Source organism: Corynebacterium sp. KPL4072 (genome assembly GCF_037908395.1).
Classification (GTDB): Bacteria; Actinomycetota; Actinomycetes; order Mycobacteriales; family Mycobacteriaceae; genus Corynebacterium; species Corynebacterium kefirresidentii.
This window is the reverse complement of sequence record NZ_JBBMGE010000004.1, coordinates 15,288-32,581: the sequence shown is the minus strand read 5'-3', so window position 1 is coordinate 32,581 and position 17,294 is coordinate 15,288. Positions and strand designations below refer to the sequence as shown.

11 protein-coding genes are annotated in these 17,294 nt (G+C 56.8%); 6 read left to right on the top strand and 5 right to left on the bottom strand.

Annotated elements, in window-relative coordinates; translation table 11 throughout:
* Positions 1-47: 47 nt before the first annotated feature.
* Together WMP97_RS05145 and WMP97_RS05140 are read left to right on the top strand one after the other, a co-directional pair.
* Complete coding sequence (locus WMP97_RS05145; protein WP_340439955.1) at positions 48-3,170, top strand: DUF3427 domain-containing protein; 3,123 nt, start codon at positions 48-50, stop codon at positions 3,168-3,170.
* 201 nt (positions 3,171-3,371) lie between these two features.
* On the top strand, positions 3,372-4,556 hold the full coding sequence (locus WMP97_RS05140; RefSeq protein WP_340439954.1) for an Nramp family divalent metal transporter: 1,185 nt from the start codon (positions 3,372-3,374) through the stop codon (positions 4,554-4,556).
* 15 nt (positions 4,557-4,571) lie between these two features.
* On the opposite strand, the gene WMP97_RS05135 is transcribed toward WMP97_RS05140, so the two are convergent.
* Positions 4,572-5,813, bottom strand: coding sequence for an MFS transporter (locus WMP97_RS05135; protein WP_340439953.1), 1,242 nt, complete (start codon positions 5,811-5,813; stop codon positions 4,572-4,574).
* A 112-nt stretch (positions 5,814-5,925) separates the two neighbouring features.
* Between WMP97_RS05135 and WMP97_RS05130 the strand changes: the two genes are divergently transcribed.
* On the top strand, positions 5,926-6,444 hold the full coding sequence (locus tag WMP97_RS05130; protein ID WP_340439952.1) for a hypothetical protein: 519 nt from the start codon (positions 5,926-5,928) through the stop codon (positions 6,442-6,444).
* On the opposite strand, the gene WMP97_RS05125 is transcribed toward WMP97_RS05130, so the two are convergent.
* The 3 genes from WMP97_RS05125 to WMP97_RS05115 form a co-directional block, all read right to left on the bottom strand.
* Positions 6,441-7,283, bottom strand: a complete 843-nt coding sequence (locus WMP97_RS05125; protein ID WP_340439951.1) for a hypothetical protein — start codon at positions 7,281-7,283, stop codon at positions 6,441-6,443. The genes WMP97_RS05130 and WMP97_RS05125 overlap by 4 nt on opposite strands.
* 206 nt (positions 7,284-7,489) lie before the next feature.
* Positions 7,490-8,338 (bottom strand): hypothetical protein, encoded by an 849-nt coding sequence (locus tag WMP97_RS05120; RefSeq protein WP_023021822.1) that lies wholly within the window; start codon positions 8,336-8,338, stop codon positions 7,490-7,492.
* A gap of 81 nt (positions 8,339-8,419) precedes the next feature.
* Entirely contained in the window at positions 8,420-10,123 is a 1,704-nt protein-coding gene (locus WMP97_RS05115) for a carboxylesterase/lipase family protein (RefSeq protein ID WP_340439950.1), read from the bottom strand.
* Between the two features lie 116 nt (positions 10,124-10,239).
* On the opposite strand from WMP97_RS05115, the gene WMP97_RS05110 reads away from it, so the two are divergent.
* Both WMP97_RS05110 and WMP97_RS05105 read left to right on the top strand, forming a co-directional pair.
* A complete protein-coding gene (locus WMP97_RS05110) occupies positions 10,240-10,968 on the top strand; it encodes a hypothetical protein (protein WP_023021824.1) in 729 nt (242 codons plus the stop codon).
* Between the two features lie 183 nt (positions 10,969-11,151).
* Positions 11,152-14,871, top strand: coding sequence for a multifunctional oxoglutarate decarboxylase/oxoglutarate dehydrogenase thiamine pyrophosphate-binding subunit/dihydrolipoyllysine-residue succinyltransferase subunit (locus WMP97_RS05105; protein ID WP_436406962.1), 3,720 nt, complete (start codon positions 11,152-11,154; stop codon positions 14,869-14,871).
* A 440-nt stretch (positions 14,872-15,311) separates the two neighbouring features.
* Here the strand turns inward: WMP97_RS05105 and WMP97_RS05100 are convergent, their stop codons facing one another.
* On the bottom strand, positions 15,312-16,055 hold the full coding sequence (locus tag WMP97_RS05100; protein ID WP_340439949.1) for a hypothetical protein: 744 nt from the start codon (positions 16,053-16,055) through the stop codon (positions 15,312-15,314).
* A gap of 105 nt (positions 16,056-16,160) precedes the next feature.
* Here WMP97_RS05100 and WMP97_RS05095 point away from each other — a divergent pair, with 105 nt between their 5' ends.
* Complete coding sequence (locus WMP97_RS05095) at positions 16,161-17,291, top strand: Mrp/NBP35 family ATP-binding protein (RefSeq protein WP_340439948.1); 1,131 nt, start codon at positions 16,161-16,163, stop codon at positions 17,289-17,291.
* Positions 17,292-17,294 lie beyond the last annotated feature (3 nt).

The window sequence follows — 17,294 nt, the reverse complement described above, 5'->3', positions numbered from 1 at the left end:
CTCTCTTATGCCAATTTAGGATGCCCAGCCTTTAGAATTTGGTCATTATGAGCATCAGTCCCGACTCTTCCCTACCTTTCGGTGTATACGAAACCCCCATTACGACCCGTATTCGCGAACGAATGGAGGAAACGTTAAACCAACATCCTGCTGCAGGATTCGGTATCGGGCGAAGCTCCGATCAGGAAGCTCAGGGCCGCTATACTTCGGCGGTTTCTCAACACATCGGCTCACTCTTAGAACACCGTCTCCGTAGTTTGAAGTCGCCCGAGGACCGCGTTGCCCTCATCAACACCATTGCGCTTCTGCTGGGCGATGATGAAGGAATCGATTCCGAGGAGCTCCTCTATGCTGTGTACAACTCCGGATTAGCGGATCCTCCCCTCCTTCCTGACGTTTCACTCACCAAGAGCGCACTATTTACCAATGCCCGGGGAGAATCTAGTTTAACCAGCGAGATCGAAAGAGAAATTAAAACGGCCGATTCGGTAGACCTGCTGTGCGCTTTCATCAAGAATTCCGGCATTAGCGTCCTCGATAGACAGCTGGAGTATCTTCGCGATAACAAAATCCCATTCCGTCTTCTTACTTCTACGTACTGCGGTGCGTCTGACGCAGCCGCGCTCAAGCGATTGGTCGAGAAGTATCAGGCAGACGTGAAAATTTGCTATGAACACAAATCCACTCGCCTTCATGCCAAAGCTTGGCTGTTCCGACGAAAATCCGGTTTCGACACTGCATTTATTGGTAGTTCTAACCTGTCAAGGTCCGCTCTTGTCGATGGTTGGGAATGGAATGTCCGCGGCTCTAACACCGCAACACCGGAAGTGATTGATAAGTTCATCAAGACTTTCGATAGTTACTGGCACGACAGCCACTTTAAAACCTTCGTCCCAAATAGTGACATGGAGCGTCTCGAGCGGTCTCTACGCATAGCCAAAGGCGGTGAATCGTCCGGAGCACTTCGCCAATTGGAGCTTTCTGGCCTAGAGGTAACGCCTTACCCATACCAAGAAGAGATGCTCGAGGCTTTGCGGTCAGAGCGGGAGATAAAGGATCGACATCGAAACCTTCTGGTAGCTGCAACAGGAACTGGAAAGACCGTAGTTGCTGCACTAGATTATCGAAATCTTTGCGAACAATGGAAGCGACGTCCCCGATTGCTCTTCGTGGCTCACCGGAAGGAAATTCTTCACCAAGCCCGACGGACATTCCGAGAAGTTCTCAAAGACGCAGACTTTGGCGAGCTGCTTGTCGACGGCGCCGAGCCGCACCGTTGGGATTTTGTCTTTGCCAGCGTGCAATCCCTACGTGCTTCCCGTCTAGAACAGCTAGATCCCAAACGCTTTGATGTCGTAATAATCGACGAGTTTCATCACGCACAAGCTCCCACCTATAACGCGCTTTTAGGCCACTTCCAACCACGAGAGCTCTTAGGCTTAACAGCTACGCCGGAACGTGGTGATGGCGAAAACGTTCAGAAGTACTTTGACTATCGCGTTGCCCATGAACTGCGATTGTGGGATGCTTTGCGTTTGCAGCTGTTAGTTCCCATGCATTACTACGGGATCGCTGATGGGACGGACCTTTCTTCGTTGACCTGGATCCGAGGCAAGAAAGACTATAACTCCAGAGAGCTCTCCGAGTTCTACATCAAAGCAGGAGAAAAGCGCACCCGCTTCATTATTAACGAGCTGAACCGGCGCATTTTCGATCTCTCAGAGATGAAAGCCATCGGTTTTTGCGTCACTATCGCTCACGCAAAATATATGGCAACGCAATTCCAACAATTTGGAATCCCAGCGCGCGCTGTAACGAACGAACTCTCCGCCGCCGAGCGGGCCCAGGCCATTAGAGATCTGGAGACGGGTGAGGTCAAAGTTCTGTTTTCTGTAGATATATTTAACGAGGGCGTAGACATTCCTGCTGTTAACACCCTACTTTTGCTCCGCCCGACGCAAAGCCCCGTGGTCTTTTTGCAACAACTGGGTCGCGGTCTCCGTCTATCTCCAGGTAAAGACTCCTGTGTCATTTTCGATTTCATTGGCCAACAGCATGCGGATTTTGATTTCGAGCGCAAGTTCCATGCCCTAACTCGGAAACGGGGCAAGCGCTTGACCGAAGAAATTGAACAGGGATTTCCCACAACTCCGCCGGGGTCACATATTCAGCTAGACCAAACGACAACCGAGCAGGTTCTTCGCAATGTCAAGAAGATCTCACGAAATTCACTACGCAAAGTACGTGCATTACTTTCTGAAATTGGAACTACAGATCTTAAAGAGTTCCTTGAGGAATCAAATCTCCAGCTAGAAGATATCTACCGCCCCTCAAAATATTCGTGGACGCGGCTTCTTCGTGAAGAAGGCCTTATTCAGCAGAACGCCAATGAGACTGAAACATTTCTGCTCAATCGGATTCGGGTTTTCCTGCACGTCAACGATCCGCACCGAGTCGACGCCTATCTGCGCATCCTTTCCACCCCAGATCTCCGCTACGCTGACATGGCTCAATCCGATCAAGCCTTCACCCGAATGCTCGTCCTCGGGTTCTGGGCGAACTCAAATTCTCCGCATCCCGGTTCCTATGACAAGGCTCTGTCAATTTTGCGCCAGCACCCGCAGGTCGCTTGGGAATTGCAACAGGTTATGCAACTGTGCAGTGACTCTTCTCGAATCATTCCGCAGCATAGCGAGACTTCTGTGTTGGAAACGCACGCGGATTATTCATTGGCCGAACTAATTGGTGCTTTGGAGACTGGGAGCCTTGAACAACTTGTAAACCTTCCCCGCGAGGGCGTGAAACACTTCCCGGATATCAATACGGACCTGTTCTTGGTGACGTTTCAAAAAGATGAACAGGTAAGTGCCTCTACGAATTACCGAGACTATCCAATTTCACCCGATCTATTGCACTGGGAATCTCAATCAACAACGACGCTGAAGTCGAAAGCGGCTAAACGCTACATCGGCCATCAGAATCGTGATGGCAAGATTCTCATAGCCTCGCGCTTTAATAAGAAGAACGAAGTCGGTACAGCGAGCGCTTATACCTATTTAGGCGCTGTGGATTATGTGTCACACCATGGGGAAAAGCCGATCCAATTCGAATGGAAGCTCCAGCGAGCAATGCCCAAGGCACTCTACGCTGCGGGAAGAACGGTGGCATAGACGGCCGATCGAAAATTGAAATCTGCGTTTTCCTGATAGAAAAGCACCACCCTCCCTATAGTGATTAGCAACACAACTAATTGAGAGGGCGCCATGAGTCATACCCACGAATCAAATTCTGCCCGTCCTGCAGGCAGCAGGCACGACGCCGCAACGACAGACCAAGCCAGAGTGAAATGGACTTTAGTCGGTCCAGGATTAGTGGCTGCAGCGACAGGCGTCGGTGCGGCCGACCTAGTGGCCACCATGATCGCCGGTCAGCGCTATGGCTACGCGCTCCTTTGGGCGGTCATCATCGGTACGATTATGAAGATTGTATTGGTCGAAGGTGTCGGACGGTATAGCCTTGCCACCGGAAACACGATGTTCCATGGTTGGCGTGAGCTAGGGCGTTGGACTGCTTGGTACTTTGCCCCTTATATCGTTATCTGGGGACTCGTATACGGCGCCGCCGCGATGTCCGGCACTGGACTGGCCCTCAGCGCTCTTTTCCCGAACACCAGTCTCGAAATGTGGGCAATTATCACCGGCATTTCCTGTTTTGTCCTGACTTGGCTTGGCCAATATCAGCTTTTTGAAAAACTTTCAGCCATCTTGGTCGGGATTATGTTTGTCACTGTAGTCGGCATCGCCGCCATTACTGCCCCTAACCTTCCCGAAATCATCGGTGGCTTAGTGCCACAAATTCCGGATGGATCCTTTGTCTATGTACTATCCATCGCTGGCGGAGTGGGCGGGACTATTACTCTAGCTGCCTACGGCTACTGGCTGCGGGAAAAGGAATGGTACACGCCGAAATGGATGAAGGTTATGCGTATGGACAATGCGGTAGCTTACGCAGTCACCGGAATCTTCGTTCTGGCTACACTCGTGCTGGGCGCCGAGCTTCTTTACAGCGCCAACGTCGCCGTATCCGATAACGATCAGGGCCTCGTTGATATGGCGGATGTACTTGAGGACCGCTACGGAACCTTCATCTCCAAAATGTTCATCATCGGATTTTTCTCTGCCGCATTCTCCTCTTGCCTTGGTGTTTGGAACGGCGTGTCCCTCATGTTCGCCGACTATATTGGCCACCTCAAAAAGATTCCGCAAGGCGATCCGAGGACAAGTACCGGTGGAAAGTATTACCGCGCTTATCTCATCTGGCTAACCTTTCCACCAATGTTGTTGCTTCTCCTTGGAAAGCCAACTGGGCTCATCATCGCTTATGGAGTCCTCGGCTCACTTTTCATGCCCTTTTTAGGCCTGACCCTCCTGGTATTGCTGAATACCAGACACACGCCAAAGAAATGGAGAAATGGTTGGTTCGTCAACACCTTGATGGCGATTATCTCCGTCGCCTTCGTTTATCTATGCGTCTCCCAATTGGCTGAACTTTTCTAGCCCAACTCCAAATGCTTAGTTCTCCTGCGGCACCCGCTTCGGCTTATTCCCTACCTCAGCGTGCGGATCGCGGCCGAATGCCCAGGCAATGATGCCAATGAAGGCGATAGCGCCGCAAACGGTGAAGGCGAGGGGGAATCCGGAGGCGTCGGCAAGCAGGCCAATGAGCATGGGGCCTAAGATTTGGCCGAAGTCTCCGGCCATCTGGAAGGTGGATAGCACTTTACCGCCGGAGCGCTCATTGCCCACGATGTCTCCCACCGCGGCCTGCTGGGAGGGGTTAATGAGCCCGGACGATGCACCGGCGAAGGCGGACACGAGCAGGAGGAACCACACGCTGGTAGCCATGCCCATGAGCACCATGAAAATGGCGGAGCCGACTAGGCCGATAAGGATAAGTGGCTTGCGGCCGTGGATATCGGACCACCTGCCCGAAAATTGCAAGACGATGGCGTTCCCAGCAGCGAAGACTGCTAGCGCAAGGCCGGATGCCGCGGCGCCATTGTGGAAGATAGAGGCGGCAAAAAGAGGCAGCACGGAAACTCGCACGCCCATATTGATCCAGCTATGGGCAAAGTTGGAGGTCAGCACCGCGCGGTAGGCGGTATCGCCCCAGGCTTCCTGCAGGCGCATGGGCGGCAATTTATCCTTATTGGCCTGTTTGTGGTTGACGCGGGGCATTTGCCACCAGACAACGAATGCGGCGAGCGCGACGCCCACGCCGTAGATGAAAAATGGCCAACGAAAGCCCAGGAAGGACAGGCTGGCGCCAAGAACCGGGCCAGCAACATTACCTAGCAGGAAGGCTGTGGCATAGGTGGCAGAACACTTGCCGCGAATCGACGGCGGAGACATGCGCACAATTAGCCCCATGGCCGAGACCGTGAACATGGTTGAACCAATGCCGGCAAGCGCACGCAGGGCCACGATATGCCAGTAGCTTTGGGCAATGGAAACGAGTCCTGTGGTTACCGCGACTGTCATGAGCCCGATGAGGTAAACACGGCGTGAGCCGACGCGATCCACCAAGGAGCCAGACATCGGCGCGAAAAGGAGGCGGGAGGCGGCGAAGATGGAGACCACCAGGCCCGCGGCGGCCATGGAGACATCGAAGCTCACCACAAACTGCGGCAAGAGCGGAGCGATGAGACCATATCCCAACGCGATGATGAATGCGGCGGTGACCATAACCCAGATCTCGCGTGGAATGTGCGGTTTTTGTTCTGGGTTTATTTCCCCACTCTGCGTATTCATCATATCGGCTGCAACTCTAATCCTTCAGTTACGGGAAAGCCATTTTCGATCGCCCGTCGCACGTGCGTTCTAATAATGCAGGCTTGTGTCCGCACGGGACCCTAAGGTGATGGCCATGTACAAAGCACAAAAGAACCTTCCCCAGTCCACCCCGATGTTCCTGCCACGTTCCGCCAGCGAGATTGCCGCAGACTTGCTCTACCACGAATACGACACCATCGAGTCCATTACCGCTATCCTGCACCACCCACGTTCCCTGGCCCGCCCTACTCCCACCTGGCGCCCACCACTCAAGCAGCTGCCGACGGCCGCGGGTGGACCGGGCGGAGACTACTGCATGAGCATTACCCGCCACCGCGTGGGTTCACGCGTAAAGGCCCGAGTGCGCGGCTTTGGGCAAGACCGCATTCCCGCATACCTCATCACCATCCGCATAACCGAGAACTTTGGCCAAACGGTGGAACCTGCCGTGGCCGAAGGCTGGGTACGCACGCTTGTGCCGGCGGAGATGGTTGATGCTGTCCACGAGGTCTCTCGCGGCCCCAATGCCACCTATGTATGGCTCGTGGATAGCTCTTTTCAACCCGTCCGCTCCCCCGAGTCGCTATTCGTCGGCTTGACCCAAGCCGCCTAAGCGGTCGCGGGCTGTTTTGTCTGCTGCCCCGGCACATCCGGTGCTGCATGCGGGTCAGGCGCGTGCAGGATCTTTTTCAATACTTCGCGGTTAAAGGTCACCGTGTAGTGTCGAGCGATTGCCTTGGGCATAAAACGCAAAACCAAGCAGGCGATGAGAACGGTAAAGACCTTGTCCAAGATGTCAGAGGTAAGGCCTTGCAGGATGATGGCCAGGCGCTCATCTTGAAAGATCAGCTCATAGAACTTGGTAAGGTTTTGCGGTTCCTGGCGTGGACGCCCGCTGAACGAAAAGATCAGGACATATACGCTCATCACGCCGGAGCCGATGCCCATACCGAGGCCGGAAAAAATGATCGACGAGAGCCTATTAAATACCCCGCGGCGGGCCATCAAACCCACGGCGGCGCCGATAAAGATGCCCACAGGAGCAAAGGCGAGATCATAGGCAAAGTACACTCCTCCCAACACCGTGGTGGTCAAGCCCGTGGCCATGCCCAGCACAGGACCGGCGATGATTGCCACGATGGAGTTACCCACGGCATCGAAGAACAATGGGACCAGCGAGCGCACCGTCAACGAGCCCAACAGCAAATTTACCGAGGCACCGAAGATGGGATACAAGAGGATGCAATTGGGTACCAACCCGTACTGCGAGGTGTACAACAGCACCGCGGCCAGCAAGAGGAGCACCCAGACGCTGGCGGTCAGATAAGATTCAAAAGTCACGGTCACCGTGGAGTACACACCAAGGACGGTGCAAAACCACGCGGCGAGCGAGAGTGCTACGGCGACAACGACAAGGACGTATCGCCACGTAGTATCGCGGTTCAATGCCATGGTTTTCCACTCCTCACAAGGCTTGGCCTGGGGCGAAACTCCCACCACAGGCCGGGAACCTTCTAAAGCCTAGTTGGCGGCGCGCGAAAGTAGCAAGACAATAAGGAATATATAATCTATAGCCCTACCTGCAATGATGCTTTGAAAATGAGAAAGGCCCAGCCCCACCGCAAGAAGGCGGTGAGCTGGGCTATGGGAGTTAGGGTTTACTTATCTTCAGCTGCTTCGGCCTCGGATTCATCGTCCACGTCGGCATCATCGGTGTCGAAGTAGTCCTCCTCTTCGTCCCCGTCATCCTCACCGAAGATGTCGTAGACGTCCGGTTCTTCATAGTCTTCATCATCGAAGGATACGAGCTGCGCTTCCCAGTCCAAAGCTTGCTCAGAGACAAGACCTAGGACGTCGAAGAGGCGATCGAAATCGGTATAGGTACCAAGCTCGAGGGCCTCGGCAGGAACCTCCACGATGGGGACATCATCAAAGTCGGCGTTATCAAAGAGGGCGAGGCGGTCGGCCTCATCGAGATCCTCATCCTCTTCATCAACTTCCCAGGCGAGGGTGACGGCCTCATCTTCCATGTCATCTAGATCGTCTTCGTCGAAGTCGAAAGCGAGGAAGCGGACGATGGCAGAAGGGACACCGTCAATGGTTTCCACAAGCACACGCAGCTCCGAGTCATTGGCCACTTCAGCCACGACAAGGTGCGGGTTGAGCTCATCTTGGGAAAATTCTAATTCCGCAATGCGTTCATCGGTGCCCTCCAGCAGGTCGCGCAGGACGGTGACCACTTGGTCGGTAGCGATGTGGCGAGAAACCGCCTCCACAGCGTCATCTACCGAGAAGGCGACGGAGACCAAGACTGCCTCAAATTCCTCATCGTCTTCATCAACGTCTGCCGCAGCGATATAGACATTTGCCGCGGGGAGGAGCGGATCGATTTCAATAAATTGGATTTCCAGATCAGAGGTGATTGGAACGAACATGACGTCATCATTGACGCGGGACTCGATGCCCTCGGCATCCAATGCAGAAGCAATATCTTCGAAAAAGCTCATGGTGGTTTAAAATCCATCCTTCGGAAGCAGAGGTCCCCACGGTAGGCAAGCCGCCGCCCGCGGTCACTGTGGAGTCTACCGCTATTCCCACCCGTATGGTTGGAAGCCCAAAGATTTCACCAGCTCTGGGCGCCCACTTCCCCACTCCAACATGTGGTATCCCTCCCACGCTTGCCGCTTGAGCTCGTGCGGGGCGTTTTCAATATAGGCTTCGGCATCAAAGATCATGGTGGCCCGCTGCTTGAGCCCGTAGCGCGGCCAGCTCATCTTCGGACGGCCACCGTGGATAAAGGCGGACCAATGCTGCTGCATGGTGGCGGTAAGTTCTTCCATCTCCGCGCGCGAGCCCCAATTAGTAAGGAAGGACGCGCGCGAAGAATGTGGGTCACCAAAGACGTTGCCCAGCTCCATCGAGTGCATGGCGCCTAGGCCCAGCCACTTAAGTACGGCAGAGGCGAAGTCAAAGCGGTACATCCACGTCGGTGCCACCTGCGCGTGGGCGGCGGCGATGCGGGTGGAGGGTGCCCAAAAGAGGGCGTCGGCAAGCAGGTGCGCAAAGTCCTCGCGGGCCACTGCGCCGTCATAAGCGGCAACCACCTCAGGGGCATGCTGGGGATCGAAGGAGGCCAATAGGCGCAGGGCGGCGCGCTCACGGGAGCTTTGGCGCTGGAAGAGGAATTTGCCAAAGCTAGCCTCATCCGAGTTCGTACCGATGAGCAGCGGAACTTGATGCTGGTGGCCGTTTTCAAAGGCGGCAATGGGGTGTTCTGGAATAAGCTCCTCATCCACCGTGGGCGCATAGCAAGAATTAAGGTGAATGAGCTCGCCAGCCCGCCACATCATGGACTGGCCGGAGCGCACCAAATCAGCAAAATTTTCCTGCCGCAAATCCTCTACCGAGGTGCGGCGCGGCAAGGCCAACCGGTGAACCAGCTCGCGCGCCCACAAGGTGGATTGAGCCCGGGAGTGAATCATGGCGATCGGCGGGGACTGGGCGATGGCGCGATGGAATAGGCCTTCCGCTGGCGGGCTCGTCATCAAGGTCAATACGGCCGCACCGCCGGCAGACTCGCCCATGAGGGTGACAGAGTCAGGGTCACCGCCAAAGGCAGCGATATTTTCGCGCACCCACTGCAATGCCAAGATCTGGTCAGCCACCGCCGGGTTGGCACTGCAGTCGCCGCCTAGGCTGCGCAGGTCCAAATAACCCAAAGAGTTAAGGCGGAAATTGATGGATACGTAGACCACGTCCATGCGGGTGGCTAGCTCGAAACCACGAAGCATGAGCATATGAGACGAACCCATAATGAAGCTGCCGCCGTGTAAATAGACCACCACAGGAAGCTTCTTTTCGGTGCGTGGGCGCACAATATCTAGGTGCAGGCAATCCTCAGATCCAATAATGCGGTCGGTCCAGGAATACGTGGGCTGCGGGGCCGGCGGGCCGAACTGACTGCAATCGCGGACGCCCTCCCACGCCGGCGCGGGCTGCGGGGCGCGGAAGCGGTTGTCCCCAGCGGTGGTATCTCCAAACGGGATACCGCGCCACGTCAACACCGGCCCGGCGCTAATGGGGCGATCGGGGCGCAGATCCTCTTCAATAACACCGCGCACCCAACCAGAGGTGGTGCGCACCGTAAGCTCATCTGCCAGGGCGTTTTGAGCTTCCTCGTAGGCGCGGCGGGCACGTTCGTGCGCCTGCTCCGCCTTCAGTCGCGCCGCCGCGGAGGACTCCTCCGGGAAGACATCCCCGGAATCGCGGTAATTCTCGTGCGGCCTAACCATGTCCACTAGCTTAGGTGGCCTGCACGCCCAGGGCGATCTGATTGCGGCGCGGCGGCACATTAATACAGCCTTTACTATGCTGGGCACGGATAAGTTTTAGCGAAAGAGAAGGACACATGGGTTTATTCACTAAAGATAAAAAGGACAACTCCACCGAGGTGGATACCGTCGATACCTATGACATCGATCCGGAGGACAGCAACCGCTTTACCTCTGCCCTGCTCAACTCTTTGGACCGCGCGGTATCGATACAATCTGGCGTCATCATCAAGTATGTCGAGAGCCTGAAAAAGCGCAATAAGGGCGCAAGCCCACAGAAGTTGCAGGAGCTCATTGACAAGCACTTCCTTAATATCACCTCCGGTACCGGTGCGGCCGCAGGTGCGTCCGCCGCCATCCCGGGTGTTGGTTTGGTGACCGGCGCTGCCACCATCGCTGGCGAGTCCGTGGTTTTCTTAGAGGCCGCGGCTTGGTACATCTTGGCTTCTGCCTACCTGCGTGGCGATGACATCAAGTCCCCCGAGCGCCGCCGCGCCCTTGTACTCGTCGTGCTCACCGGCTCGAAGGGGTCCGCTTTGGTCGATACGTTTGTCGGGGACCTCAATAGCGTTGCCGGTATGCGCTCGGCCGCTAGCCTGTCCCGATTCTCCGGCCCCACTCTATCTGGCATCAACGGCCGCCTGACCAAGCTTTTTACCAAGCAAGTCACCAAACGCCTCAAATGGGCCTGGGTAAGCAAGCTGATGCCCATGGGCATTGGCGCGGTATTAGGCACCACCGCCAATCGCAAGCTGGCCAAGCAGGTCATCGAGCACGCCGGCGAGCAGCTTTCCCCCCTTACCTAAGGCTAGGGGTAGCTAGAAACCGGAAAGTGGGGCTATTGATACCCCTAACATAGTGAGTTTAGGGGTATGCCCCGTATCATGTAGGCAGACTCTTTGGCGGGTGACGTATGCGCTCGTACAAAGGCCGCACTAAAGTCGAATAAACGACCATTTTAAAGCAGAGAAATGAGGCGAATACCTGCCGTGAGCACATCGAATATCTTCGGCCCCAATGCGTGGCTGATAGACGAGCAGTTCCAGCAGTACTCCAAGGACCCGAGCTCCGTAGATAAGGAGTGGCGCGACTACTTCGAGGCAAACGGCGCGCCTAAGTCTAAGGCCCCAGCCAAGGAGGCCGCGAAGCCGTCTAAGCCAGCCGCGAAGAAGACTGAGGGTACTACTACCGCCCGCAAGCAGGAGGTCCGCGAAACCAACGTGGATAAGTCCGTGTCCAAGGCACAGGAGAAGTCCGCTAAGGCACAGCAGTCCGTGAAGAAGTCTGAATCCCCGCTGGACCATATTGCGGACTACAAGGGCGGCGAAGAGCGCCAGCTCAAGGGAATGTTCAAGGCAATTGCTAAGAACATGGAAGAATCCCTGGAAATTCCTACCGCTACCACCGTGCGCGATATGCCGGTCAAGCTCATGTGGGAAAACCGTTCCATGATCAATGACCACCTCAAGCGCACCCGCGGTGGCAAGATCTCCTTTACCCACATCATCGGCTACGCCATGGTCAAGGCCGTGCAGCTGCACCCAGATATGAACGTGCGCTACGAGCTCAAGGATGGCAAGCCTTATGTCATCCAGCCCGAGCACATCAACCTGGGCCTAGCCATTGACCTCCCGCAGAAGGATGGCTCCCGCGCGCTGGTCGTTGCCGCCATCAAGGAGTGCGAGACCAAGTCCTTCTCCGAGTTTGTTGCGGCATATGAGGACATTGTTACCCGTTCCCGTAAGAACAAGCTCACCATGGATGACTTCTCTGGTGTGACCATTAACCTCACCAACCCAGGCGGCATCGGCACCCGCCACTCCATCGCCCGCCTGACTAAGGGCGCAGGCTCCATCATCGGCGTGGGCTCTATGGATTACCCGGCCGAGTTCGCCGGTGCTTCCGCAGATCGCTTGGCTGACCTAGGCGTAGGCCGCCTGGTTACCTTGACCTCCACCTATGACCACCGCGTTATCCAGGGTGCAGAGTCCGGCGAATTCTTGCGCACCATTGGCCAGCTGCTTGTCGACGGCGCGTTCTGGGATGACCTCTTCTCCTCCATGGGCGTGCCTTATGAGCCATTCCGTTGGGCACAGGACGTGCCGAACTCCGGCGTGGACAAGAACACCCGCGTCATGCAGCTCATCGAGTCCTACCGCTCCCGCGGCCACCTGCTGGCCGATACCAATCCGCTGGGTTGGGTACAGCCCGGCCTGCCTAACCCGGATCACCGCGACCTAGACATCGCGACCCACGGCCTGACCATTTGGGATCTGGACCGCACCTTCAACGTCGGTGGCTTTGGTGGCAAGGAACAGATGACTCTGCGCGAGGTGCTGTCTCGCCTGCGCTCCGCCTATACCTTGAAGGTCGGCTCCGAGTACACCCACATCCTGGACCGCGATGAGCGCGGCTGGTTGCAGGACCGCCTCGAGGCGGGAATGCCGAAGCCCACCAATGCGGAGCAAAAGTACATCCTGCAGAAGGTCAATGCCGCCGAGGCATTCGAGAACTTCCTGCAGACCAAGTATGTGGGCCAGAAGCGCTTCTCCCTCGAGGGCGCTGAGACCCTCATTCCGCTGCTGGATTCCATCATTGATACCGCCGCCGGCCAGGATCTGGACGAGGTAGTCATCGGTATGCCGCACCGCGGCCGCCTGAACGTTCTCTTCAATATCGTGGGTAAGCCGCTGGCCGATATCTTCGACGAGTTCGACGGCAACTACAAGGGCGGCCAGCTCGGCGGCTCCGGTGACGTTAAGTACCACTTGGGTTCTGAGGGCCACCACCTCCAGATGTTCGGCGATGGCGAAATCAAGGTCACCCTTGCTGCCAACCCGTCCCACCTCGAGGCCGTGGACCCGGTCATGGAAGGCATCGCGCGCGCTAAGCAGGACATTTTGGACAAGGGCCCAGAGGGCCACACCGTTGTTCCGGTCATGCTCCACGGCGATGCATCCTTCACCGGCCTGGGCATTGTCCAGGAGACCATCAACCTGTCTCAGCTGCGCGGATACACCAACGGCGGCACCGTCCACATCGTGGTTAATAACCAGGTGGGCTTCACCACTACCCCGGATTCCGGCCGTTCCACCCACTACGCCACCGATTTGGCCAAGGGCTTCGACTGCCCGGTCTTCCACGTCAACGGCGACGACCCAGAGGCAGTTGTCTGGGTGGGCCAGATGGCTGCCGAGTACCGCCGCCAGTTTGGCAAGGATGTCTTCATCGACCTCATGGTCTACCGCCTGCGCGGTCACAATGAGGCCGATGACCCATCCATGACCCAGCCAGAGCTTTACTCTGTCATCGACGAGCACAAGGCAGTGCGCGAGCACTACACTAACGACCTCATCGGCCGTGGTGACCTCTCCGCCGAAGACGCCGAAGCAGCCGCACGCGACTTCCATGACCAGATGGAGTCCGTCTTTGCCGAGCACAAGGAAGCTGGCAAGGCTCGCCCGAAGGAGCAGACTGGCATCACCTCCTCCCAGGAGCTCACCCGCGGCCTGGATACCTCCATCACCGCCGAGGAACTCGCCGAGCTGGGTGCCGCCTATGGCAACCCACCAGAGGATTTCGAGTACCACAAGCGCGTGGGCAAGGTAGCCAAGGATCGCGAGAAGTCCTCTCGTGAGGGCGGCATCGACTGGGGCTGGGGCGAACTCATCGCCTTCGGTTCCCTGGCCGGCGAGGGCAAGGTCGTCCGCCTGGCTGGTGAAGATTCCCGCCGCGGTACCTTCACCCAGCGCCACGCCGTTACATTCGACCCACGCAACGGCAATGAGTACAACCCGATGAACTCCGTCGCCGCTTCTAAGGGCAACGGTGGCAAGTTCATGGTCTACAACTCCGCGCTGACCGAGTACGCTGGCATGGGCTTCGAATACGGCTACACCGTGGGCAACCCAGACGCCTTGGTGGCGTGGGAGGCGCAGTTCGGTGACTTCGCCAACGGTGCCCAGACCATTATCGATGAGTACATCTCCTCCGGTGAGGCCAAGTGGGGCCAGCTGTCCAGCCTGGTACTCCTGCTGCCGCACGGCTACGAGGGCCAGGGTCCGGACCACTCCTCCGCCCGCATTGAGCGCTACCTCCAGCTGTGCGCTGAGGGCTCGATGACCGTGGCTCAGCCTTCCACCCCGGCTAACCACTTCCACCTGCTGCGCCGCCAGGCACTCGGTGAAATGAAGCGTCCATTGGTCGTCTTCACCCCGAAGTCCATGCTGCGCAACAAGGCGGCCACCTCCGCCGTGGAGGACTTCACCGAGGTCAAGCGCTTCCAGTCCGTTATCAATGATCCGAACTACGTTGACGTTGACGGCAAGAAGGTCGGCGATACCGATAAGGTCAAGACCATCATGCTGGTCTCCGGCAAGCTGTACTGGGATCTGGAGAAGAAGCACGAGGCCGACGGCCGCGATGACATCGCCATCGTCCGCGTGGAGATGCTCCACCCGATTCCGTTCAACCGCCTGCGCGAGGCATTTGAGGCTTACCCGAATGCCACCCAGATTCGCTTCGTACAGGACGAGCCGGCCAACCAGGGTCCATGGCCGTTCTACAATGAGCACCTGCGCACCCTGATCCCAGATATGCCTGAGATGGTTCGCGTTTCCCGCCGTGCCCAGTCCTCGACTGCTACCGGCAATGCCAAGGTGCACCAGATTGAGCAGAAGAACCTGCTGGAAGAGGCTTTTGACATCTAGAGCCCTTCGAAATGTTTAAACCCCAGTGAGGACTCCTCACTGGGGTTTACTCATGCGGGCCAACGTTCCTCAGGAACTACGGACTCGGCTCGCTTCTCAACTAGAACTTTCTTCTGACTCGACTCTCCTTGCCTCTCACGTTCTTAGCGCACACTTCACTCCTTTCGCGCTCACGGGGAGTGACCGCTGCGAGAAAGGTGCGTTACCGGTGAGCGCGAAGGGAGGGAGTGAGGGTATTGCTGTGCTATGGCCGACCGCGTTCGCAACAGCCCCGGTGATCGGACCTGCTGAATTGCTCGGGAATTGGCATCCACGTCAAGCTAAAAGGCTTTGGGCGCCGTTCAGATAACCACGAGCTGTCGGGCCCGTTGGTTTTACTTGACTTGGTGGTTTCCGAGTTGTCGACGCCTGGAAACTTTCGCCTACCCGCCAAAGAAAAACTATTTGGAGCCTCCGGTGAGATCAGACCCACCGGAAGAATCTGAGTCGCCTTCCTCATCGAGCATTTTCGTGCCGGAGCCGTGCAGCCACGTGCGAACCACTTTTGCCACGTCGCCTTTTTGCTCTGCCTCTTGCGCCAATTCAGAGATGTCTTTTCGCGTGATGAACTTCGTCAATGAAGCTATAGATTGACGTTCCTCGCGGTCCAAGAGATCATCCTGGTAGAGCGCCACAAAATTCTCGGGGAGCTTTGGCTCCGCGTCCTCACAGCCAGTGGCGCTGGATGGTTCCACTGCGGCTAGGTCGCCTGGAAGTGCAGACATTAAAGCGATGTGAGTACGCGCCAGGTAGTCCTCGCCGCCTGGTTGGGAGGATTGCTGAGCTTTTCTATAGTCCTTGGATACTTCCCGCGCCTCACCGGGATTGAGAACGCTGAGAAAAGCCCCCGTGCAGCCGACATAAAAATTACCATTGGGGTTCAAATAGCGACCGGACTTAGACTCTTGGAAAATATCCTCCCTAACAAGGGAGGCCTCACGCCCCTGTCTGATCAGCTCTTGGCGAAAGATCTCCGCCAGCACTACTTGGTCGGTCTCACCAGCATCTACCATGATGCCAACGGGGGCATGCTTAACATTATCCGCATAAGGATCTCCATCAAACTGGGAGGAGCAGCCGGTAAGCAGCATGGCAGAGAGCACCACGCCAGCAATGGCGTGGGCAGGGCGGGCACAGCTGCGCATGGCGATACTATTCTCCTTCAGATTGGCGGCGCTCGAGCGTCTAGATGATTCTACACCGAGGGCGTGTTTACCTCCTGTTGCGGCCCGACTAAGATGGCAAGGGTTATGTCTAGCGCTATTACTGAATCCGCCGTACGCGAGGCACTTTCCCGCGTTGAAGATCCCGAAATCGGGCGCCCCATCACCGAGCTCAACATGGTGAAATCAGTTTCTGTCACCGGAAACGATGTAGCCGTAGAAATTTACCTCACCATCGCCGGCTGCCCCATGAAATCCACCATCGAGTCCAATACTCGCGCAGCAGTAGAGGATATTGAGGGCGTAGGAAACGTCACCGTGACGATGGAAGCCATGAGTGATGAGCAGCGCCGAGAGCTGAAAAAGAAACTCCGTGGCGGCCAAGCTGAGCCGGAAATCCCGTTTGCCAAGCCAGAATCCACCACGCGAGTCTTTGCGGTGGCTTCTGGCAAGGGCGGCGTCGGCAAGTCCTCGATGACGGTAAATCTCGCCGCAGCGCTGGTGCACAAGGGGCTTAAAGTCGGCATCGTCGATGCCGATATTTACGGCCACTCTGTTCCTAATCTGCTGGGCTGCACCGATGGCCCGACCGTTCTCGATGATGAGATGCTTTTGCCCCCGATTTCCCATGGCATTAAGCACATCTCCATCGGGCAATTCGTCGAAGGCAACGCCCCTGTGGTCTGGCGCGGACCTATGCTCCACCGTGCATTGCAGCAGTTCTTGGCCGACGTTTTCTGGGGTGACCTAGACGTTCTCCTGCTGGATCTGCCTCCAGGCACTGGCGATATCGCCCTATCCGTGGCCCAGCTCATTCCTAATGCGGAGTTGCTCATCGTTACCACCCCGCAAGCCGCAGCTGCCGAGGTGGCAGAGCGTGCCGGGTCCATCTCCCAGCAGACGCGCCAGCGCGTGGCCGGTGTGATTGAGAATATGGGCGCTATGGTCATGCCGGATGGTTCCACCATGGATGTCTTTGGTACCGGCGGCGGACAGATTGTGGCCGATCGCCTCGGCGTCATTCTTGGCCATGAGGTTCCACTGCTGGCTTCGGTGCCTCTGGATCCCACCCTACGCAGCGGTGGCGATGCCGGCACGCCGATCGTTATAGACGCCCCCGAGTCCCCCGCCGCCCAACAGATCCAGGCGGTGGCCGATAAACTGGCCATCCGCTCCGATTCCCTAGTGGGCAAAAACCTGAACTTGGGCGTGAACTAGCCC